This window comes from Streptomyces sp. MAR4 CNX-425, assembly GCF_048656465.1.
GTDB lineage: Bacteria > Actinomycetota > Actinomycetes > Streptomycetales > Streptomycetaceae > Streptomyces.
On record NZ_JBMDLF010000019.1, the window covers coordinates 16595 to 39232 of the forward strand.

Annotated in this window: 11 protein-coding genes and 1 pseudogene; 4 read left to right on the forward strand and 8 right to left on the reverse strand. The window is 70.3% G+C overall.

All coding sequences use genetic code 11. The features are described from left to right. Positions 1 to 173 precede the first annotated feature (173 nt). Complete coding sequence (locus ACHZ99_RS32510) at positions 174 to 1235, forward strand: LacI family DNA-binding transcriptional regulator (RefSeq protein ID WP_420308434.1); 1062 nt, start codon at positions 174 to 176, stop codon at positions 1233 to 1235. Between the two features lie 158 nt (positions 1236 to 1393). Here ACHZ99_RS32510 and ACHZ99_RS32515 read toward each other — a convergent pair. The 5 genes and pseudogenes from ACHZ99_RS32515 to ACHZ99_RS32535 form a co-directional block, all read right to left on the reverse strand. Continuing rightward, positions 1394 to 1900 (reverse strand): annotated as a pseudogene (locus ACHZ99_RS32515) (helix-turn-helix domain-containing protein); the annotation flags it as partial. A 26-nt stretch (positions 1901 to 1926) separates the two neighbouring features. Beyond that, complete coding sequence (locus ACHZ99_RS32520) at positions 1927 to 4089, reverse strand: DEAD/DEAH box helicase (RefSeq protein WP_420308435.1); 2163 nt, start codon at positions 4087 to 4089, stop codon at positions 1927 to 1929. Further along, the gene (gene brxD / locus ACHZ99_RS32525; RefSeq protein WP_420308436.1) at positions 4086 to 5441 is read right to left on the reverse strand and encodes a BREX system ATP-binding protein BrxD; all 1356 of its coding nucleotides are present in this window, start codon (positions 5439 to 5441) and stop codon (positions 4086 to 4088) included. Before brxD ends, ACHZ99_RS32520 begins: the two co-directional genes overlap by 4 nt. A 4-nt stretch (positions 5442 to 5445) precedes the next feature. Next, the gene (pglZ, locus tag ACHZ99_RS32530; protein ID WP_420308437.1) at positions 5446 to 8172 is read right to left on the reverse strand and encodes a BREX-2 system phosphatase PglZ; all 2727 of its coding nucleotides are present in this window, start codon (positions 8170 to 8172) and stop codon (positions 5446 to 5448) included. After that, positions 8172 to 12107 carry a hypothetical protein gene (locus ACHZ99_RS32535; protein WP_420308438.1) on the reverse strand — a complete coding sequence of 1312 codons (3936 nt, stop codon included), beginning with the start codon at positions 12105 to 12107 and terminating at the stop codon, positions 8172 to 8174. The genes pglZ and ACHZ99_RS32535 overlap by 1 nt, the downstream gene beginning before the upstream one ends. 319 nt (positions 12108 to 12426) lie before the next feature. Between ACHZ99_RS32535 and ACHZ99_RS32540 the strand changes: the two genes are divergently transcribed. Both ACHZ99_RS32540 and ACHZ99_RS32545 read left to right on the forward strand, forming a co-directional pair. Beyond that, positions 12427 to 12717 carry a type II toxin-antitoxin system Phd/YefM family antitoxin gene (locus ACHZ99_RS32540; protein ID WP_420308439.1) on the forward strand — a complete coding sequence of 97 codons (291 nt, stop codon included), beginning with the start codon at positions 12427 to 12429 and terminating at the stop codon, positions 12715 to 12717. After that, positions 12714 to 12977 carry a Txe/YoeB family addiction module toxin gene (locus ACHZ99_RS32545; RefSeq protein ID WP_420308440.1) on the forward strand — a complete coding sequence of 88 codons (264 nt, stop codon included), beginning with the start codon at positions 12714 to 12716 and terminating at the stop codon, positions 12975 to 12977. Before ACHZ99_RS32540 ends, ACHZ99_RS32545 begins: the two co-directional genes overlap by 4 nt. Before the next feature lie 178 nt (positions 12978 to 13155). Here ACHZ99_RS32545 and ACHZ99_RS32550 read toward each other — a convergent pair whose 3' ends face one another. Further along, entirely contained in the window at positions 13156 to 13500 is a 345-nt protein-coding gene (locus ACHZ99_RS32550) for a hypothetical protein (protein ID WP_420308441.1), read from the reverse strand. Between the two features lie 231 nt (positions 13501 to 13731). Between ACHZ99_RS32550 and ACHZ99_RS32555 the strand changes: the two genes are divergently transcribed. Beyond that, positions 13732 to 13998 carry a winged helix-turn-helix domain-containing protein gene (locus ACHZ99_RS32555; protein ID WP_420308442.1) on the forward strand — a complete coding sequence of 89 codons (267 nt, stop codon included), beginning with the start codon at positions 13732 to 13734 and terminating at the stop codon, positions 13996 to 13998. Positions 13999 to 14022: 24 nt separating this feature from the next. Here the strand turns inward: ACHZ99_RS32555 and pglX are convergent, their stop codons facing one another. Then, positions 14023 to 17805, reverse strand: coding sequence for a BREX-2 system adenine-specific DNA-methyltransferase PglX (gene pglX, locus ACHZ99_RS32560; protein ID WP_420308443.1), 3783 nt, complete (start codon positions 17803 to 17805; stop codon positions 14023 to 14025). Positions 17806 to 17953: 148 nt separating this feature from the next. After that, the gene (pglW, locus tag ACHZ99_RS32565; protein ID WP_420308444.1) at positions 17954 to 22381 is read right to left on the reverse strand and encodes a BREX system serine/threonine kinase PglW; all 4428 of its coding nucleotides are present in this window, start codon (positions 22379 to 22381) and stop codon (positions 17954 to 17956) included. Between the last annotated feature and the right edge of the window lie 257 nt (positions 22382 to 22638).

The following is a 22638-nucleotide window of genomic DNA, read 5'->3' on the forward strand; positions in this document are numbered from 1 at the left end:
CCGGTGGTGGGGGGTGCGGTGTGGGTTGCACATCGCGGAATTGGGAGCGCTCCCATTCTTGTGACGTTAAAATCCTCTGTCAATACGGTGCACGGGAGTTGCCGTGCGGCGGCGCTCGACCGCGGCCGCCAGCGGCATCCGGTGGCGCGAAGTGACCGGCGGAGAGGTGTCGAATGCGCTCGTCGAGGCAGGTGGAGGGGAAGATCGGCCGGGTCGGCATCCGGGAGGTCGCCGCGACGGCGGGCGTGTCGATGACCACCGTCAGCAACGTCCTGAACCGTCCGCACATCGTCACCCCCGCCACGCGCCGCCGCGTCGAGGCCGCCATGGACGAGGTCGGCTACGTCCGCAACGGCGCCGCCCGGCAGTTGCGGGGTGCCCCCAGCCGCGTCGTCGGCTGCGTGGTGCTCGACACAGCGAACCCCTTCTACTCGGTTCTCGCGCGCGGTGCGGAGGACCGCGTCGCAGAGGAGGGATGCGTGCTCGTGCAGTGCAGCACGGACGTCCGGCCGGAGAGGGAGACCTACTTCCTGGGGCTCCTCCGCGAACAGGGCGTACGCGGAATCCTGGTCAACCCCGTCGGCGCCGGCCTTGACCACCTGGTGGACATCCAGCGGCAGGGGCCGCGGGGCATGCCCCTCGTGCTGCTGGACCACCCGCGCGGTGCGGCCGAGTTGTGCTCCGTCACCGTGGACAACGTCAGGGGCGGCGAACTCGCCGCCCGCCACCTGCTCGGCCTCGGCCACCGGCGACTGGCGTTCGTCCGCGCGACCCAGCCGGTGCGCAGCGTCACCGACCGGGCCGAGGGCGTCCGGCGCGCCCTTCGAACGGCCGGACACGACCCGGCGCGGGCTCTCGTCGAGGTCACCACCACCCAGCGGTCGACGGAGATCGACCTCATCGCCCGCCAGGTGGTCGAACGGCTCCTCGCCCACGCGCCGCGCCCCACCGGCGTGATCTGTTTCAACGACTTCACCGCACTCGCGCTGCTGCGGGGCATGCGGCAGCACGGCATCGAGGTGCCGGGAGAGATATCGGTCGTCGGCTACGACGACATCGATTTCGCCGCCGAGCTGTCCCCGGGCCTGACCACCATCCGGCAGCCGACGTACGCACTCGGGCGCACCGCCGCCGGACTTCTGCTCTCCGAGAACCAGTCCGGCCACCGCCATCGGGAGGTCGTCTTCCAGCCGGAGCTCGTCATCCGCGAATCCACCCGGCGCCCGCCCGCGTGACGGCGCCGGTCGCCGGGCCCGCACGTGGTGGATCCCACCTCGGCCCCGTGCCCTCGCCGTGCCGTCCGGCCGTCCCGGGCCCGGATCGCTTCGGGGCGGCTATTCCTCCCCGGAAGGTCTGACGTGCCACGGCTCCGTTTCACGGACCGGCGGTACTGGCCCGGTGACTTGCCGGTGTGCTTCTTGAAGACGACGCTCATGTGCTCGGAGTGGCTGAAGCCGAGCCCGTGTGTGATCTGCGGGAGCGTCCAGTCCGTCGAGGACAGCAACTCGGCGACGTGCGCCATCCGGACGCGCACGATCTCGCGGTGGACCGTCCGGCCCAGGCCCTTGGGGAACCGGTGGTTGAGCGCGCGCCGGGAGAGCCCGACGTGCCGGAGGACGGCGGTGACGCGAGGTTCTGGTCCGAGCGGTCGCGGATGAACCGCAGGGCCTCGGCGACGAAGGCGCCGCGACTTGGCAGAACGTGACGCTGGACCTGGCGCCGAGCGACGGCACGTTCCCGCTGCACCTCGTCTTCCCGGACGGTCCGGTGCGGGTCGACTGGAGGGAGTTCGGCAGGACCGCCGCCGAACCGGGGGCGTGTGCCACCCCCGACCGGCACGTGAAGGAGTCGCTCTCATGCGCGGAATCCGTGCTGGTTCGTCTGATGTCTCGTCATCCATGCAGAAGGACGTGCGTGCCAAGCACGCTACGCATCCATACTTCTGCCCAAGCGGACCGGCTCTGTCAGAACCTCGGCCGCGCTCATCTCGTCTGCCATGCGGGCAGCGAGTGTGGCTTCAGCGAGTCGGGGCGGAAGGGCCTCCCCGAACTTCAGGCCGCGCACGGCGCGCCCGTCGACTTCGGGCAGGCACAGTCTTTCTCGGGCGTCTGCGAAGGCCCGCTGCCGGGCCGCCGTGTCCTCGTCGTCCCGGAGGGGGATCCACTGGTCGTTGACGCGCCGATGGGGAGCCACCACGGTAGACAACGAGGCGGCCAACGTGGCGTTTGCGCGATGGCCTGCCCACGTCCACCAGCGGACGTCTCCCTCGGAGTGGCGAAGGATAACGGTCCCGCCGGGGTGGACGGTGTGGAGGTGCGTGTTGCGGGCCTCGGCGAGTTTGGCCTTGGCCCGTCCCGTCAGGCGGACCGGCGGGTTCTCGCCGAGCAGGACGTCGCGGGCGGCGCGGGTAAGGATGAAGGAGCGGATGCGCTCGGCTCCGAAGCCGCTCCACCGGGCGCGTCCACCCGCGTCGGAGGGCTCCACGAAACAGCGCTTGCGCTTCCAGTCAACGTACGTTACCAGCCAGCTGCGACCCGCGAGGAGCAGCTTGCGCGGGCCTTCGACCTCTTCGGTCAGCAGGTCGGGGTCGGTGCGGCCGATTTCGGTGCGGCCGTTGTACACGGTGAACTCCGGTGGAGCGGTGAACACCGCCGTCAGGTTCATGAAGTGACGGTGCCCGTAGCGGCGTTCGGCTTCGGGACCGATGAAGAGCAGCTCTCCGTCCAGTTCCAGGTATCCCTGCTCGACCAAGTGACGTGTGATCGGGGTCGCGCCCGGCCCGAAAGGGCCCATGCCGCCCCACCATTCGTGCCACAGATTCGTTCCGACTCGGTGTTCCTGCAGGCAGAGTGCCAGCAACTGCTGGGCCACCAGGTGGCGGGGCTCGGGGGGAGCGACCACGGGCTCCACCCAGCCACGGGCCCACTGCAGGAGCAGCGCCGCCGCGGAGAGCAACCCTTCGCTGCCCAGCGCCAGGAAGAGACAATTGCGTGTGGTGCCGGAACGGCGCCCGCTGCGGCCGAGACGCTGGAGGAACGAGGCGACGGTGTTCGGCGCGTCGAGCTGGATGACGCGGTCCAGATCTCCCACGTCGATGCCGAGTTCCAGGGTGCTGGTGGAGACGATCACGCAGTCGCGTGCGTCGGCGAAGGCGGCCTCGGCGCGTCGCCGCTCGTCCATCGACAGCGAAGCGTGCGACAGGAACGTGGTCACGCCCCGCAGGCGCAGCTGTTCGCCCAGTTCCTCGACCGCGCGCCGGCTTTCGCAGAAGACGAGCCGCTTCTCGCCGCGGTGCAGAGCCGTGATCACCGTCGCGGCGTTCGCGAGGGAGCCGACGTAGTCGAGTTCGATGTCTCCCGGGGGTGCTCCCTTGAGGGCTCGGTCTCCCGTCGACGGGACGGTGCCGGTGGGCGGAACGAGGTGAGGTGCCACCACGCGGGCGGGGCGTAGGGCCCGGCTCGATCCCTGTAGCCAGGTCAGCAGTTCCCCGGGATTGCCGATGGTGGCCGAGAGGCCGACCCGCTGAAGTGGCCGCCCGATGAGGCTGCTCAGTCGTTCCAGCACCGCCAGCAGGTGCCAGCCGCGGTCGTCACCTGCGAAGGCGTGCACCTCGTCGATCACCACGGCATGCAGTCCAGCGAAGAACGCCCGGTGGTCGACATGCGTGCTGACCAGCATGGATTCCAGGGACTCCGGTGTAGTCAGGAGGATGTCGGGGCGACCGGTGAGAATGCGGCGCCGTTGCCCCGTGGTCACGTCTCCGTGCCACAGCTCGGCGGTGCGGCCCACCCACGACGCGTACGCGCGCAGGCGAGGGTGCAGGTTGTTGAGCAGGGCCTTGAGCGGGCACACGTACAGCACGCTGGTGCCTTTCCAGCCGTGCCGGTTCATGCGGGTCAACAGCGGAAAAGCCGCTGCCTCGGTCTTTCCCCCCGCGGTGGGGGCGAGGAGCAGGGCGTCGTCACCGGCGAGGAGGGGCTTGATCGCGTCTTCCTGCAGGGGGCGTAGTGAGCGCCAGCCGAGGGTGTTGACGATGTGATGGCCGAGAACGGGGTCGAGGAGGTCGAACGGATCGGCCCTCTCTGTCACGACGGCTCCCGGTCAAGGTCTGCGTCGATGTTCAGTTTGACGTCCCCGGCGCCGGCGGCCGCGCTGCGTTCGGCCTCGTCGAGTTCCGAGGAGTGCAGCGTGAGCGCGTAGTGCGCCCTCGGGTCGAAGTCCGCGAACTCGTCGACCCGGTCCAGGACGTCGGCGACGAGCTTGCGGAGGTACAGGCGGGGAGCGACGCCGACTTTGCCGCCCAGGGACCCGGTGACCGCACGGGCCAGTTCGTCGAGGTAGCCGTCGTCCACGCGGCCGGTGATGCGCTCGGGGTGCCGGGCGGCTCCCGCGTACAGGTCCCGCACCTTGCGTCCGAGTTCGCCGAGCGACGTCAGGTCGAAACCGGGGAGGCGGAGCTGGACCGCGCGGGGGGAGTCGAAGCGAGGCTCGGTCGTGAAGTCCGTGGCCAGGCGCTGGGCCAGCGGGGCCAGACGCTGGATGCCCTGCTGTCCGTCGTAGAAGGCGGGGGTGCCGGTGACGACAAGGAACAGACCGGGGAAACGCGCCGCGTCGATCTCGTCGAGGAACTGGCGCAGCGCGTTGAGGGACTTCTCCCGCACGTCACCGCGGACGCGCTGGAGGGTTTCCACCTCGTCGAGGACGAGGAGCAGTCCGGGGTGACCGCAGTCCCGGAGGACTGTCAGCAAGCCTTGGAGGAAGCCGAGGGCGGCGAAGTGGTCGAGGTCGCCCCTGACGCCTGCCGCCCGCTTCGCGGAGGCCGCGACGGACCGCTGTCCGCCGAGCCAGGCGATCAGCGCCTCAGCATGCGCGCCGTCACCGTCCGCCACCGCCCGCCGGTAGCCGCGCAGCGCCGCGGAGAAGGCCGGTGTGGTTCGGGCGACCTCGGCGAGCCGGCGCTCCAGCAGCTCGTCGACCGCTTGGGCCAGTGCGGCCTCGTCGTCGTCGGCGATGTCGCCACCGTCGAGGACCTCCTCCTCCAGGGCGTAGAACCAGGAGTCGATGACCGGCCGGAGCGCGGACGGTTGGTGCGTGGCCGTGGTGAGGCGTTCGATGAGCCTGCGGTAGACGGTTTCCAGACGATGCAGGGGGGTTTCGGTCTCGGAGATCTGGACTTCGCTCACGGCGAGGCCGTTCCGCTTGGCCCGTTCGGCGAGCCAGCGGGCGAAGAACGTCTTGCCCGAGCCGTACTCGCCGCGCAGCGCGTGGAAGGCGGAGCCGCCCCGGGCCGCGGTGGCCAGGTCGTCGTCGAGGGCGGCTTCGAAGCGCTGCAGGCCGACGGCGAACAGCCCGAGGCCGGCCTGTGGCACCGTGCCACGCCGCAAGGCGTCGATCACGTCCCGCCTGCGCGCGGCGCTGACCTCGGGTCCAGGTGTCCCCATGTGGTCACTCTCCCAGGAACTGCTGGCCGAGCAGCGCCCTGTCCAGCTGGACGGTGCGTCCGGACTCGATCAGCTGGAGTACGGGGTAGCCGTCGATGTTGAGGAGGCGCTCCAGAACGGTGACGAATCGCTCCGGGTTGCGCTGCGACCTGCCGGTGGCCGTCTGGGCCGCGGCCGCCACCGCGCCGGGCGACAGCTTGCCGCCGGCCGCGACCAGCGCGTCGAGTGCGGCGGTGACCGCCTTGTCTTTCGGCGCCTGCCGCACGAACTTGCGCTGCTCCCGGTACGGAGGCGACTGTACGGTTCGCTCGCCCGCGGTGCCCTGGCCGGGCACCATGAAGATGCCTTCGCTCTGCGGCTCTGCCCGCTTCTTGCGCCGCGTGCCGCCCGGGGGCTCGGCGGGGGCGGCGGTGTCGGGCACGCTCTCGTCCCCGTCCCGCCACCAGCCGGGCGCGACCTGCTCGACCGGCAGCAGAGTCCAGCCCGAGGGGATCTGCTCGGCGTTCCGTACCAAGGTGATCACAGGTACGGTCACCTCGGCGAGGGAGGCGCCGCCGTGATACCCGGCCCTCCGGGTGGTGTAGCGGATGTCTTCACGCCACGGCAGGACGACCGGCCCGGCGCCGCCCTGCACGCGCGGACCGGCCACGTGGATCTCGCCGTCGCCGGGGGTGCCGGTACGCCAGCGGGCGCTCTCCGCCCTCTCTGCGTCGGTTCGTCCCTGCTCACGCGGGGAGCGGTCGAGAACGTGGCCGTGGTCGGACACGAGAACAACCGGCCGGCCGTATTGCTTCGCCGCGTTCAGCAGGTCGCGCAGTTTGCCGATATCGCCGACGGACCACCGGTCGCCGCTGCCTTCGCGGCCGTCGGCCAGCGCGTCATCGATGGTGTTGACGACGACGGCGACGACATCGTCGGTGGCAAGGACGTCGAGCAGTTCCGGTGCCAGCCGGTGACCGGGCGGGCCTTCGTAATCACCCTTGTGGAAGAGACGCGCCTGCCGATGACGCTTCTTCCAGAAGGCGGCGAATCCCGCCCGCTCCTTGTCCTGGCCCCCCACGGCCGGCTGGCCGCACAGGAGCGAGGTGCGGCTGCCCCTCGTCACGGACGGCAGCATCGACACCGCGGCCTGCCGCGCGGCCTCCGCGCCCGCCGGCGGGCTGGGCACCACTTCGGTCCAGCCCTGCCGGTCGAGTTCGTCCGCGAGCTGGACCGCTATGTCGGCACTCATGCCGTCCAGGACGATGATCAGCGGCCTGCCGCCGTCGCGGGCCAGCGGCGCGGCTGCCTCCGCGAGCACGTTCTCAATGAGCAGAGCCCCCGCGGGGGCCTGCTGGGACGCCGTTTCCGTCCATACGGCGAGCCTGCGGGCGAACGCCTCGTCGAGCCGCCCGCGGCGGGCACGGGCGGTTTCGATCAGCCGCTGGTACGCGACCGCGACGGACTGGTCCCAGGACATCTCTCCTTCGCACAGGATGCCCACGGCGAGGTCGGCCCAACTGGAGGAGGCCAGGTGCGTGCGCACACCCTGGGCCACCGACTCCACCGGCGGCAGCGGCGACTGCGTCCAGCGCACCAGGCGCACGGCGGTGCGTGCCATGTCGGTGGACTCGGCGTAGAGGCCGCTGAGGTGGTGCTCTGCCAGCTCCCGCAGGGCCGCCTCGGCGGGTTCCGCCGACCCGTCGAGGGCGGCGGCCAGGTGGCGCAGCCGGGCCTGATAGCCGGAGGGGAGCAGCCGGTCCGTACCGATGAGAGGACTGAGCCTGGCCTCGGCGGCGAGCCGGTCGGCGTGGTCGAGGACGTCAAGGGCGCGGTCGCGCGCTTCCCGCCGCTGCGGCCCGCTGCCTTCGGCCTGGGCGATCCAGCGCGTGAGCACCCCCGTGGCAGCGTCCGCGAAGGGCCGCAGCGCCTCGAAGGAGGAGAGCGCCGAGCCGAAGAGGGTGCCCAGGGCGAACCCGGCGGCCTCCGTCGCCGGTGCGGAAAGTGCGGCCGAAGCGAGCGCCCCCAGCGGCAGGGCGTCAGCGCCGCGCCCGTCGGCGGCGAGAGCCAGCAGCGTGGGCACGACCGGCCCTACGGACTGCTCCAGCCATTCGGCGACTCCGGTGCGCTCAGCGTCCGGCAACTCCGCGTAGCGCGCCGGGCCCGTAGGCGTACGCGACCAGCTGAACAGGGTGTCGGCGTCGAGGTCGAGAGTCTCGGAGGTGGTGTCGCCGAGTCCGAGACGGGCGGCGAGCAGTGCCCGCACCGCCCGGTCGCGGGTGAGGACGGCGCCCGCCCGCGGCCAGCCCTCGACCGGCTCGGCCTCCAGCAGCGCGTCAAGGAGCCAGCGCTCCCCGACCATGCGGCTGTCCAGGTCGGCGGCGCCGAAGATCTGCTTGACGATGTCGGCCCGGTCGACGGGCAGGGGATTGCGCCGTACGGCGTGCGCCCGCAGGTCCCAGCCCAGTTGGCCGGCGGGGACGTGCCCGGTGACGACGAGGACGCTGTCACCGCCCGGGTCCGCCTCGGCACGGTGACAGCGCCAGGCGTCGGCGATGCCGAGCAGGGAGTCCTGGTCGGTGACGTGCACGCGACGGGCCCGTCCCTCGATCTCGACGGTGAACTCCGTTTCCTCCCCCCGGTCTTCGTACGCGGCGTCGACCAGGACGAGCCGCCGTCCGCCGGCCCGCGGCAGCTCGGTTTGCAGGAGCACCTCGATAGCGCGCCGGCCTACGACGGGGCGTGCGGCCATCAGCGGGTGTCTCCGGCGTTCTCGCCGGTGGGCTCACCGCCGGTGTCGGACGCGGCGGCGGATCCCGGTACGTCCGGCGCCTGACGTACCGGGCCGCCGACAGGCTGCCAGATGATCTCCACCTCGGTGTCCGGATGAGCGGAGCGGAACTCCTCGATCTCCCGCCGCACGGCGGCCAGCTCGCTCGCCAGCAGCGTCTCCAGCGCGCTGTTCTCCCCGCCGATGACCCTGCGGGCGGCGCGGGCCGAAGAGCCCCCGCCCGCCGGGGTCGCCGAGTCCGTCCCGGAGGTCTGCCCGCCGCCGGGACGCGGGAGGAACGGCTGCGAGGGTACCGACGGATTCCCGTCCGTCAGCGGGACCCCTTCCGCGCCGGTGGCGGGCGGCTCCGGCGTCACCGGGGCCCCATTTTCCACCTTGAGCGCCGCTTCGACGATGGCCATACCGGCTTCCCGCGCATCGCGGAGCACCGGCACCAGCGACCGCTCGAACTCGGGAACGCGGGCAGCCTCGGCGAGCTGGGTGAGCAGCCGGCCGGCACGGTCCCCGATGCCGTCGTCCCTGTCCCTGAGGTTGCGCACGTTCTGCAGGACCCGCCAGTCGGTCTCGTCCAGTGCGTCCAGCACGCCCTTGGCGCTCGACATCGCGTGCGCCAGCTCCTTGTGGGGAGTCTCGTACGAGGCGGTGGCCAGCTCCTCCACCAGGGCGGTCGCGTCGGCCGGGTGCCGGCCGAGCCGGGCCAGCAGCCCGTGCGCTTCCCGCAGCACTGCAACACGCGGGGCGGTGCCGGCGCCGTCGAGACCGAGCAGAGCGGCGCGCCGGTCCAGCGTGGTGCGGACGCCCTGCACGTTCTCTTCGAACTCCTTCGCCTTGGCGCGGACGTCCTCCGCGAGCTGGTTGACGTTTCGCGCGTACGGGCTCGGCTTGGACGGGACCCCGAACAGGCGCGCGGCCTGGTCCCTGGCGGCCTCGTACGCGTCCTTCCCGGGCAGCGGCTGGGAGCGCAGCGCCCATCCGTGCCCGATCGCCATCAGGTCGGGTGCCGCCTTCTCCGGGCCGGAGTGGAACACCCACGCCCGGTCGTCGAGCAGGGCGTACACGGCGATGAGGAAGTTCGCGGTCTGCTTGTCGAGGCCGGTGTAACCGAGGTCGTCGGCGATCCAGCGGCGGATGTGCTCGACGTCGAGAGGACCTCGCTCCCCGTTCCTGGCCGCGGCCTGGTTGATGCGGCTGCGCCAGTCCGACCGCAGGACGAGCGGCCCGTCGTGGACGGTGCCGACCTCCAGGGGCTCCACGATGCGCTTGACCACGGCCCCGTTCTGGGAGGTGTCGATGTCGACGCGCCCGTCCGTGTCCATGGCCCGCGTGACCCACTCCAGGGCGGTCCGCAGCTCGCCCGTGGTGACGGCCTTGCGCTGCCCGCGAGAGTCGGGGCCGAAGTCCGGGTGCTTGTCGTACAGCGCGCCGAAGACGCCGTCGGCGAGGTGGAGCACGTTGTCGGCGAACGACTTGCCGCCCTCGGGCTCGGGGCGCTGGAACGTCGGCAGCAGGGACAGTACGTGGCGGCCGTCGACCACTTCGGCGGCTTTGGTGTCCTCCTGGGGCTGGGAGATGCCGTACACCTCGCCGAGCGCGTCCACCAGTGTGCTGGTGAGCGCCTCACGGCCCAGCTCCAGCTGGCGCCGCGCCTTCTCGCGGTCGTCGGGGGCGTAGTTGCGCGTGTAGTCGCCCAGCCGGTTGCGCTCCAGCAGGTACGAGATCCGCATCAGCCGCCCGAGCTGGACCTTGCGGTGCTCGGAGAAGAAGTCGGGCAGCCACACCAGGGTGGGTGCGTCGACGCCGCTCTGCTGGAGTTCCTTGACCCGCTGGTAGTCGTACGTGGGGTAGCCGCCGTCCTCGTCGAAGGGGTAGTCGACGACGAACCGGACGTTGCCCTCGGTGAGGGGCGTGAACTGCTCGTCGGGCAGCTTCTGCGTGTCGCGTACGTTCCCGAAGACGAACTCCACGGTGCGCTTGGTGCCCCGCCAGACGATGTCCTTCTCGTCGATGATGTGCCCCTGCCGGACGCCGAAGAGTTCCCACAGCCGGTCGCGGACCCACACGCGGCGCGCGCCGTCCTTGTCCTCTCCGGCCACGGCGTCGAGCAGGGGCTCGATGTCCAGGTCGGAGAGGTGCATCGAGAAGACGGGGTCGGTCTCGCCCTCGGTGCGCACCTCGGTGGGGAACTGGCCCTGCAGCGACCGCATCCGCACCACGACCTTGTCGCCCACGGGCACGGTCCGCGAGTGGACGGAGCCGTGGTTGAGGGCGGCGAGCCGGGCACCGGTCAGCCTGCGCAGCGCGGGTACCCGGGGGGCGAGCGCGGCGAGCAGCATGGTCTTGACGAAGAGTTCGTCGGCGCGGAATTCGGGGAGGTCCGCCTGCCCGTACTTCTCCAGGAGGAACTGGTGGGCCTTGGCCTGGAACTTCTCGGCCGCCTTCGCCTCGTGTTTGAGTTCGTCGGTGAACGCGGCCCCGGTGCCGTCGTTGAGCACGTCCCAGAGGTCGCCGAGCGGGATGAGCCGGCCGAGCGGGGCATCCGCGTTGTTCTCCAGCAGCTGCTGGACGATCTTCAGACCGCTGCGCTCCCGCTGGAGCGCCCCGGAGAGCGCGACGAGCACGTTCAGCAGCGCGGGCGAGAGCGGATAGACAGCACGGAAGTCGTCCCAGTCGGCGTGCGTGACGCCCTTGTCGTCGAGCAGGATGTCCTTGACCTGCTGATTCGACGTGTCGATGCGGGCGAAGGCGGCTTCCACCACCGCTTCCTGCCCCGGCTTGGGCTTGAGCACCCGCTTCTTGATGATCTCCGGGAGGTTACGGTCCTCCAGGTTGATGACGGTGAACCGCTCCTTGAGGTACTCCAGCGCCTGTTCCATGTTTTGCACGTCGGAGCCGAGGATGTCCTTGCCGACGAGCTGGGACAGGTCCCGCTGGCGGGAGATGAAGGAGACGAGCGGCACGGGCCGGTCGGGATTGTCCGATTCGATGAGCTTGACGAGCTTCTGGATCTCCTCGTTCACCCAGGTGCGGTCACGCATCCGGGCCTGGAGCCAGAGGATCAGCTCGTCGAGGAACAGCACCACCCCGTCGTAACCCAGCGAACGGGCGTGCTTGCTGATCTCGCTGAGACCGTCGTCCAGGGAGACGTACGCGTCCGCGCTCCCGGCCGCGGTCGCCGCGTACGACTTCATGGGCCCGCTGATGAGAGCGGACACCAGGCGCTCGCGGCGCTCGTCACCGGCGGGAGCCTTGAAGGCCGCTGTGAGGTCGGCGCCGGTCCAGGAGGCGGCGGGCGCGGAACCGATGGGCGCGACCCCGTCCTCGGCGGGTGCCGCCGCGCCGGTGGGGAGCATCCGGGCGAACGCCTCGTCGCCCACCGAATCCCACATGGCGCGGGCGTCGGCCAGCAGCGCGTCCGACTTGTACACCGAGGGGGTGGACTCGTCGGGATGCCGGTCGCGGACGACCTTGACGTAGCCGCCGAGCAGCGCGGACTCCAGGTTCGCCGCCCCGATCAGGTGGTAGGGCACCATGAGGAACTTCCGGCCGGGCAGCCAGTCGGCGTGCTCGGCGATCACCTCGCGCAGCCGGGGCTTGCCGAGGGCGGCGGGGTCGCCGTTGAGCACGGAGTGCAGCACGGTGAGGAAGTGGCTCTTGCCGGACCCGAAGGAGCCGTGCAGGTAGGCGGCGTACGAAGATCCTTTCCGGACGGCGCCGCGCACCAGCCTCAGAGCCTTGTCGAACTCCTTGGCCAGCAGCTCGGTGACGACGTATTCGTCCACCGAGCCGGCCGTGGCATCGCCGAATCCGCGGGACAGCTCGACCTTGTAATCGCCTGCGTGGGCGTCCTCCTTGATGTCGAGAACGTCCCGCAGTACGACGTTGCTCCCCTTGCCCATCAACCGCTCCCGCTACCCGCAGCGTCCCGCCCGGCCGTCCGGCCGGACCCCCGGCGAAGCCCAGCAGCCACCTGCGCTCCGCCCTCACGCCACCATCTTGCCAGCCGTGGGGGTGGGGTGAGGGCAGTGCGGGGAGTGAGGCGGTCCGGTCTGGGTCACGGTTTCTGAGATTCGCCGTGTGATGTCGCATGGCCCAGTCCTGTGGGCTGCGGAGACGGTCGACGCGGGCGACTCCACTCGAAGATCACCAGTAGTCCAGCCCTCGGGCAGGGCGGCGGGTGCAGAGACGCCTGGGCCGCACCCCTCTCTGTACGCTATCGTGTACGTCATGAGGACGATGAGTGTCACCGAACTGCGCGCCGGACTCGCTGACGCCCTCGATGCGGTCGAAAACGACGCCGAGGAGCTGGTGATCACCCGAGCCGGCCATGAGCCGATGGTCGTCGTCTCGCTCGCCGAGTACGAGGCGCTGAAGGAGACCGACTACCTGCTGCGGTCGCCCGCGATGGCGGAGCGGCTGCGCAGGTCGATCGAGCAGGATCGTGCGGGCCGGGGCACGGTCCGTGAGCTGGTGGACCCCGATGATCCGCCCGCGCAGGGCGCCGCGTGAAGGTGCTGTTCCTCGACGACGGCTGGAGCGATTACCTGTGGTGGCAGACAAATGACCGAAAGCTGCTGAAGCGGGTCAACCAGCTCATTGCCGACATCGATCGCAACGGCCATGAGGGGATCGGCAAACCCGAGCCGCTGCGGAACGACCTCTCCGGCTACTGGTCGCGGCGCATCAACTCCGAACACCGACTGGTGTACCGCATCGACGAGGACGACGTCATTCACGTCGTGGCATGTCGTTTCCACTACGAGAGGTGAGGGGCAGCCGACGCCGGTGAGGGCATGCCCGGGGGCGGGCAAGGTCTTCGCCGCCGGCCGGGGGGACCCGGGCGGCGGCGAAGTCGACGACAACTGATGGTCTTCGAGTGGAGTCGCCCGCACGTCGACCGTCTCCGCAGCCCACAAGGCTGGGCCAGGCGACATCACACGGCAAATCTCAGCAGGCGTCCGCGGCGTCCTCCACCGGGTCGTCGTCCTCGGCCGCGGCAGCTGCGGCCGAGGCGGCCAGACGGTGTCCGCGGGACTCCGCCACCCGCAGGATGTCGCCGAGGCACTCGGCGAGGCGGATGGCCGCGTAGCGCACCTCGACGTTCGGGACGCAGGGGTTGTCGAGCACCCGCCGGGCGCAGACGAGTGCCTCTGTGCCCGCGTCCATCTGCAGGGACTCGGTCTCGTCGGCGAGAGCTGAGAGGTACCCGCCCTTGTCGGCGGGGGCCAGGAAACAGGGTTTGCCTTCGGCGGAGAGCCAGGGCAGGAGGCGGAGGTGGGTGGGCGGCTCCATCAGTCGGCCGTCTTCCCGGAAGGGATGCGGAAGATAAGGTCATGCATGTCGACGCTCCTTGTCAGCGTTGGCCGCGCCCCGGGAGGTCTCATCCACCTCGCCGGGGTCTTTCTGTTCACGACCATACCCTCAACTGCGTCCCTCTGCACCCTACTGCGTTCCACCGCGTTCCGACGCGTCAGAACGCGTCCTGCTACTGCATAGCGCGTTCGAGTGCGCCACCGTGAAGGGGTGACAGAGATTCCCCGGTACGAGTACGTGAAGCTCGCGGATGCCATCGCCGCCGACATCGCGTCCGGCAAGCTGTCGCCGGGCGCCGCGCTCCCGGGTGAGCGGGCCATGACGGAACTGCACGGCGTGAGCATCGGCACGGTGCGTCGTGCCATCGTGGAGCTGCGAAGACGCGGGCTCGTCGCCACCCTGCCGGCGAAGGGAACCTACGTCATCGGGAAAGCGGGATCTCCCGGCGACGGGACCGAGGGGGACGGGCCCGACTGAACGGCCCGCCCCACCGCGATCCCGCTACTCGGCGGCCTTCGCGCGTCCGCGGCCCCGCTTCTCGGGGCGCCAGGCGCGGAGGTCGGCCGTCGAGAGGCCGCGGTCCGCGCACCCGACGTTCAGCGCGGTCTGGAACTCGCGGGCGGGGTTGTCGCCCCACTCCTCGTCGTGCTCGTCGTACCACTGGTGAACCCAGGGCATGATCTCCTGCAACCCGGCCAGAAGAGGAACGAACCGGGGGTCCTCCTTTGCCCAGCCGTCCTGGGAGACGCGGTCGGTGATGAGGTTCACGACGGCCTCGGCCTGGTCGCGGTGGTTCCAGCCGGCCCAGCCGAGGAGGAGCGAGGGGTCGCCGTCGGTGGAAGCCCCGGGATAGGAGATGAACCGCTCCTTCGGCACGTCGAGCTTGCCCCGGTTTGACCAGAAGGAGTGCCTGAGGAAGTCGGCTCCCGCGTACTTCGGCGGAACCGTGATCTCATGCCGCTCCCCGTCGTCGTCTTCCTCCCGCTGCTGCTCCCAGACCCGCTCCCACTGCGCACGCTTGCGGAGGCCGGTCTCCTTGTAGCGGAGGGCGGCGAGGTAGGGGACGTGCTCGGGCTCGATGACGGACTGGAGCACGGTGGCGAGGGGAGCGTCGGGGTTGCCGAGGTGATCGGCGGCGTAGAGCGCGGCGACGGCCTGGACGTCCTTGTCGTGCCGCAGGGCATCGGCGAGCTGGTAGATGGTGAGGGTGCGGGGCGCGGTGTACTCGCCACGCTCCCCGAACCACAGCTCCTTGCGCTCAGCCGCGTCCAGCAACCACGTGCGCAGAGCGGCGGCCTCCCGCTTGTCCCACTCTTCGGTGGACCACCGGCGCTTGTACTCGGGGCGCTCGATCAGCCGGATGTCCTTGTTCGACGTGATGATGTCGAGCCGGGCCTGCACGACCTTCTTGTATGCCTCTGGCCATTCCGCCGGGATCTCGGAGACGGCGGTGTCGGTGGACCTGTGCCGGTCGAACCAGGCAGTCTCGGCCTTGCCGTCGTCGACGTCCCTCTTCAGCAGGATCTCAAAGGCGCGCTGGCCGAGCGCGAGATGCGGAACGTCGGCGTCGGTCAGCTCGGCGGGCTCGCCAGGCAGAGTGGTGGCCGCCACCTCTTTGGGGGTGAGGAGGCCGTATGCCCCGTAGACGGTCCAGTCCAGCTCTTCCTGAAGCAGGATCATCCGAGCACGGATCTGGCGCTGGGCGGCTCGGGCCTCGTTCAGCGCGGTCCGGGTAGGGACACTGGACGCTGTGATGTTGTCGGGTTCGTGCTTGGCCAGTTCCTTCGCAAGCCGGTCCAGCTCGCTGGCGAAGGGGAGGGGGAGAGTTTCAGGAACGGGGAACTCCTGAAGCTTGGTGCCCGTGAACTCATAGAACCGTTCCCACTCTTGAGACTTGAACCCCTCGTTAACACCTTGGCTTCCCTTGTCGTGGCTCACCTGCTTCAGCCAGAAGCAGGCGGTCGAAGAGTTGAGCGCGCCCATCAGCTCCAGGTGCTGCTCCTCGCTGACCCCTTCCGGCAGCTTGATCACCGGCGCGGACCTGTTGAAGACCTTCCCGCCACGGTCCAACACGAAGTGGTTATGCGTGGCGACAAAGGAGAAGGAGATGAGTGCAGGCGCATTCGTGCGATCCCACGACAACATGATGTGTTCGTGCCATGCCATGCCTCGGTCTTCGCGAGTCTTCCCGAAGGTCAACCCCGCCCTCAAGTTGCTTCGGTACGGCCAGAAGAGCGCGGTATTCTGTAGTGTGCCGTCGGCCGTTTCATTTCGATATGGCCACAGCACAACCGTGTTCGTGCTGATGGCCCAATCCCTGAGGGCGTCACCCGTGACGAGGGTCTTGTGGGCCGCTTGATGTTGTTTCCAGAGGGTGGGGAGGTGTTCGGCAGCGAAAACATCGTCCTCGCCCAAGATGTCATGAAACCCGGTGGACTCGATGACGTCCTTCAGTTGGCGGACGCCACGGCTTTCTACCGTCTCAATCACTGCACCCGCGCCTCCCCCGCTGAGTGACCACGGAAAGAACGCAAAACGCGCCCGTTCCGCATCCTCGACACTTACCCACTCCGATTCGCTACCCGGCCTCTTCACCTGCTCTGTGATCGCGAGCCAAACTGGCCCAAGGGCGCCATCCTCCGGAATGCTGGCCTCACCCCGCACGCCCAGCACCGCGCGAATCGGCCTCGCTTGCCGAGTCACCTGGTTCCGTCCCGCAAGGATCACCGTCGGTGTACCATGCCCCGGAATATAGGCTCCCGACGTATCGATGATGTGGGTAAGGTCCACGCCGCCGAAGTCGCGCTTGTGCTTGGTCTTCGGGTCCTTGTAAGGCCGACCGTGGAAGAACGACTCGATGAGGACCTTCCCGAACTCCCGCTTCATGAAGGAGTTCGCCGTGATCTGCCCGGTGAAGCCCCCGTCCTGACTGCTGCCCCCGGCTCGCAGCGCCAGCTCGAAAATCCTCTGCGCGAACGGCACCGTCAACGCGTACTTTCCCGAGCAAGCCCAGTACACATTCCGGTAGTTCAGGTTCTCCTGCTTGTCCTTCACCGTGATATACGGCGGGTTCGCCACCACCACGTGGTACGACCCCCGCCCCAGCAGGTCCACCTCCCGCACGTACTCCTTCACGTCCTCCGTCCGGTACGTGAAGACCTCGCGCTCCGCGTCGTCCAGCGTCGGGTCCGCCTCCTGGCCCGCCTCCCGGCCGTGCAGCAGCGAATCGCCCACCGCCACCCTGATCGGCATGGCCGGCGCTCCCCGCAGCTCCCGTACCCCGCCCGCCTGCAACGCCGCGACGAGCAGGCGGAAGCGGGCGATGGAGACCGCGTACGGGTTCTTGTCGGCGCCGTGGACGGATTCCAGGGCGCGGCGGATGAGGACCCAGCGGTCCGTGCCGGGTTCCAGTTCGCGCCACTTGTCGAAGACGCGCTGGAACAGGCCGAGCAGGAAGTGGCCGGAGCCGCAGGCCGGGTCGATGCAGCGCAGGCCCCTTACCTGGCCGTCGTCGTCCGCCTCGCCCCGCCAGCCCACCGGATTGTGCTTCCAGAGCGGGTCGAGGCCGAACTCTTCCACTGCCGGCTCCAGCGTCAGGTCGAGGATGAACTCCTCCACGAAGACGGGGGTCTGGAGCAGGGCGTACGTCTTGCGGGCGTGTTCGGAGAGGTGCTGGTACAGGTCGCCGAGAAAACGGGTGTCCAGCTTCGCGTCGGAGAAGTTGTGGCGGATCTCGCCGTCGGCGCCGCGCTCGCGCCAGAAGGCCAGCAGGCGGCTGGCGGCGGTGTACGACGGGGTGACCTCCCACAGCGGGTTGAAGCGCTTGTCGAAGAGGCCCGCCGCTGTGGGGTGGGCGTCGCGGAGTTCGTGGAAGGCGGCGAGCAGCCAGTCGCGGTCGTTGTGGGCCGGGTGCGTGCGGAAGTAGTCGTCGTAGCGGTCCTGTGCCTCGGCCAGCCGCTCGTCCGGGCCGGAGAGCCAGGCGTCCGGGATCAGGCCGTTGTCCTCGCTGAACCGGACGAAGACGCAGGCCAGGACCCAGGCGGCGGCGATCTGCACCAGGCGCTCGTCGAGCCACGACTCGTAGGAGGCGGCCATACGTTCCGACTCCTTCGCGCGGGCGTACTCGGCCTTGAGGTCGGTGGCGAACTCCTCCAGTTGCGCCCGCTCCCCGAGGTCCCGCTCCAGCAGCGTTACCTGCCGTTGCAGATCCTTGAGCAGCGCGTCATGGTTCAGCGGCGTAGCCGCCGAACCTGCCTCGGCGGTCCGGGTTTTCTCCGTCGACACCGGCGAACCCTTCTCTTTCAGACATTTCGACCGTACGGGATAGTGCGTAGCCATACTGCCAGCCCGGCTCCGCCGGCTTTCCGTAACCCGCGCACCACACCCCCGCCCCTGCCGGTACGCATCCCGGGCCCGCGCGGGCGGGCTCGCGTCAGCCGCTGCCCGCCAACGCTCCTGCCTTTGCGGACCCGTTCCGCAGGTCCTTCAGGGACAGACGGTCGAGGACCGCCCACTCGCTCACCCGGTCGACGACGTCCACCGTCCGTCCGTCCAGTGCCGGCGACGCCTCCGGGTCCTCCATGGGGACCAGCAGCCACAGGCCGTGCGGGGTGTCCGCCGGACGCCTGGCGGCCCCCTGTAGCGCGACCAGAAGCTCACGGCCGCCGGCGTCCCAGTAGCGGGCGGTGAGCGCGGCCTCGTGCAGGAGGAGCACCGTACGCGGGCCCGACTGTTCCGCCAGGGCGACGGCACGCGCGACGACCCGCTCGGACGCGGCCCGCGCGTAGGAGGAGAGGCCCGCTCCGAGAGAGCCCGAGGTGGTGAACGTGCCGTCCGCGCGCAGCAGCGCCTGCCATTCGACCCCCTGCTCTTCGGCCAGCTGCCGCAGCGCCGTCAGGAAGAGGTCGTCGAGGGAGACGGGCACGACGCCGAACCGCTCCGCCAGTCGGGCCGCCACGTCCGGCAGCTCGGCGCCCCTGAGGGTGAGGGCGAGGAAGCCGCCGCGCCGGTGTGCCGCCCGCAGCCGCGCCTCCAGCACCCGGCGCGGGTCCCGTCCCAGGTCCCGGTGTGCCGCTGCCATCAGCGCTTCTGTGCGGACCGGCTCCGAGACCGTCGGCCCGGCGCTCTCCCCGGCCGTGCCGCGCACCTTGGGCATGAACCGCTTGCGCTGGCTGTCGTACGCGAGCGGGAACTCCGCCTCGGCCAGCGCCTCGTCCAGCTCCACGTACGTGATGTCTGTCAATGCCGTGAGCCCGGGGAACCGGACGCGGATCCGGGTGAGGAGGTCCGCGGTGCTGATGCCGCCGTCGCGCACTCCCGCGGGCGCCTGGGAGATGCGAAGCGCCCGGACCAGACTCAGATCCAGCGGGAAGAGTTCCAGGCGCGGCGAGACGGCGACGCCCCCGGCCATGGCCGCCGCGAGATCGACGAGGCGGGTGTCGGCCAGCGTCGCCAGTCCTTCCGGGGCGGGCACCGCCCGGAGTTCGCGCAGGACCGTCGCCCGCCCCGGCAACGGTTCCAGGTCGGCGATCCGGCGTGCCGCCTCGCCGAGCGCGGTCGCGTAGTCGGCCAGTTCCGCGGGCGTCGGCTCCTCGGTGTCGGGCAGGTCCTCCAGAGCGAGTACCACCCGTCCACCCCGCCGCAGGACGGCCAGCCGGGCAGCGGTGTCCTCGGCGCCGGGGCCGGCGTCCTCGTCCCGTTTGCGGGCTTCGGTGTCCGCGGCGGCCCGGACCACGGCCATGGCCTGGGCCAGGGTGTCGGCGGGAGCGCCGTCGCCCGCCCCGTGCCGGGCACGCAGCTCGGCGGCCAGTTCCCCGGCGGTCATGACCCTGCCCTGCTCGGAGAGCACGGCCACCAGTTCCCTGCGGATGCGGGCCAGCCAGGGCAGGGCGGCCCACTGCCCGATCGCGGCCAACTGGTGCTGAGAGACGGTGGGCTGACTGATCCCCAGGGCCCTGGCGATGGCGGGCTGGGCCGGCCACGGTTCCAGTCGCTCGCCGCCCGGGAGTTGCAGCGTGGCGAGCACGACGTCGCGTCGGGGCTTCGCACGGCTCTTTCCCTCGGGGGGCATGAGCCGGGCGGCCAGCGTCTCGACCGACTCCAGGGCCTCCTCCGGGGCGTCCGCCGGGACCGCCGCCGGCGTGCGGGGGGCGGGGCGCCTGCGCAGGACCTGCGTCCACTGGCGGTGGCGGCGGTTGAGTTCCTTGCGCACCACGTTGCCGGCGCCGCGGGCGCGGGCGATGGTGTGCGGCGGGATATCGAGGAGGGCCTTCACCGTCGAGGCGTTGAGGGCGGCGGCGACGGATACGGCGCGTGGAGACAGGCCCGCGGCCTCCAGCGGCGTCTCCAGATCCGCGGCCGTGGCGGCCTGCTCCCGTACGTCCTCGATGTCCTCGCCCGTCAGGCGCACTGTGGCAGGCGTGGTGGCCGGCCGCGCCGCATCCGCGGTGCGGAACAGCCGGCGCCACTCCTCCTGCATCTCGTGCAGACTGTCGAAGCGCTGCTCGACGTCGCGGTGCAGAGCGCGCCGGAAGAAGTCCGTCAGGCCGCCGCTGAGCGACTGGTCGAACAACTCGCGGGCGACGTACAGCTCGGCGTCCGGCACGGTGAGCGGGTCGCTCTGGCCGTCGCCCCACACCGGGCGCTCGCCCGAGGCCATCTCGTGCAGGGTCACCGCGGCGGCGTATCGCTCGGCGTGGTCGTCGTAGCGCTCGCGTCCGCTGCCGCCCAGGAAGGGGTCGAGGTATCCGCGGGTACCCGCTCGGATGTCCAGGTCGGACGCGTCCGCCAGGGAGAAGTCGAACAGCATCAGCTGCCAGGAACCGTCGTTGCGCTTGAACAGGCCCAGGTTGTCAGGCTTGATGTCGCGGTGGCGCACCCCGCGGGCGGCGAGGCTGTCCAAGGCGTCGAAGAGGTCCTTGCCGAAGCGCTCAAGCTGCTCGTAGCCGAGGGGCCCGTGCGCACGGAGCCGCGAGCCGAGACTGACCGGGTCCTGGTCGTCAGCAGAGCGGAAGCCGCCCGCGTACTCGATCTCCAGGATCGTGTGCCCGCTGATCTCCCGGGGCTCGGCAAGCAGCTTGACGACGCGGCCGCCGCCCACCTCCTTGAGCGCCGTGGCCTCCGCGTACAGGCGGGCGTCCTTCTCACGGTCCAGCGCCACCTTGAAGACCCGGGGGGAGTCCGTATCGGCACCCGGCTCGTCCACCGCAGGCCGTACCAGCAGCGCACGGGCGGTAGCACCGGTGCCGAGCACTCGCACGACCGTCCACCTGCCGTCAAGACGCTGGCCCTGCTGGGCCGTCAGGGGATCCGCGGACGCTACGCCCGGTACTTCGGGCGGGACGCTGTCGGCTTCCGCCGCGTCCAGCAGGCGCAGGAACTCGTCTGCCGAGGGCAGGCGGTCGCGCACGTCGGCCGCGGTGGCCTGGAAGATCAGGGAATCTATGGCGGTGGATACGCCGTCGGCGACCGCGTAGAGGTGCAGTCCGCCCTCTTCTCTCAGCCGGTCCTTGAGGGCGGTGCGGCGGTCGGCCGGCGGGCTTCCGGCGAGCAGCAGGTACGCGAGGCTGCCCAGCCCGAAGACGTCGAGATCGACCGGATCGGCGAACTCCTGGTCGGTTTCGGGGGCGAGGTACACCTCCGCGCTGTCCGCGATCATCTCCGCGTCAAGCGGCGTGTCTCCGAGTGTGCGGCCGAGGCTGGTCTCGAAGTCACGGGCGGCGGTCTGCCAGTCCGCGATCTGCAGGACCGGATTTCTGCCGTCTTCCTTCGACGAGACGTACACCGAGCGTGCGGACAGGGCCCGGTGGTAGAGGGACCGGTTGTGTGCGTAGCGCACCGCCTCGGCGAGCTGTCGCACCAGGTCCAGGCGGACCTCGGGCGACAGCAGGCCGCCGTACGCGTCGAGGTAGGCGTCGAGTTGCAGGTCTGAAGGGCGGTGCCGGAACAGGATCGCCGGGCCGCTGACGTGCTCGCGGATCTGTGTGGCCTGCACGATGCCGCGGTGGTTGATGCCCTGCAGCACCTGGTACTCGCGGCGCGCGGCGCGGTCGACCTTGCGCCGTTGCTCCTGCGATGCGGCCTCGCCGGCCAGGTAGATCCGCACCCGGCCGCTTTCCTGGACCAGCCCGTCGTCCCGATGCGCGAACCGGTCCTCCCAGCCGGGGCCGCCGTCGAGGGCGCGCGGTTCGAGGCGCCAGTCGTCTCCGAAGCGCAGATGGGCGGTGGAGTGGCTGATCCCGATGCGCTTCATGAGTTCTTCGAGGAGCCGGCTGGCCTGCGGGGTGACCCGCCAGCTCTCGCGCTCGGGCGGCAGGCTCAGCAGTCCGTCCCAGATTCCCGGCAGCCCGCTCTCCACATCGTTGCGCCCGTAGACCGCAATCCGCTGGAACTCGTCGAGTCCGCTCACGAGGCCGGTGCCGTGCAGGAAGACGGCCGGCTTGATGAACGGAACCCGCCTGGGGTCCTCGCCCGCGGCGCGTGCCGCCCGGGTGAGCTGCCCCTTGAGTTCTTTGGCCTTGAGGTCGGTGAGGTGGAGTGGGTTCTTGAGTGAGCGCACTCGGTCGTCGTGGAACCGCCAGGTGTCCCCGTGATTCACCACCCGGCCCGGATGTCCCTTCAGCTCCACCAGATAGAGCCCGCCGGGCACCGCGATCAGCAGGTCGCACTCGTTCACCCGGCCGGAGGGGCCGGTGAACTGGAACGTCGCCCAGGCCCGGTAGGGCTCGGCTGGGGGCATCAGCTGCCGGACGTGCTCCAGCCCCTCCTGCTCCCAGGGGTACGGGGAGCGCCGCGGCTGGAACCATCGTTCGCGGTCCGCAGAGGTGCCAGTCGGCTCGGCCGGTCGGGCGGGCGGGGTCACCGAGACCTCCTGACAAGGGCGAGTTGGTACGGAAGACGAGTGCAGTGAGTCCGTTTTGGGGCTTTGGGCGGGAGAGTGTCACACATAATCCTGTTTGGGGATCTTGGTCACCTCACTCAAAGCCCTGGATGTCGCATTCTAACTGGGCGATCAAGCGCTGCACCGACGTCGTCCGACCGCAAGCCTGTCCGGCGATCGGGCCCGGTGGTCCCGGTGGCGGTGAGCACGACGTCGGCAGTCCGGCGGGTGGCCGCGGT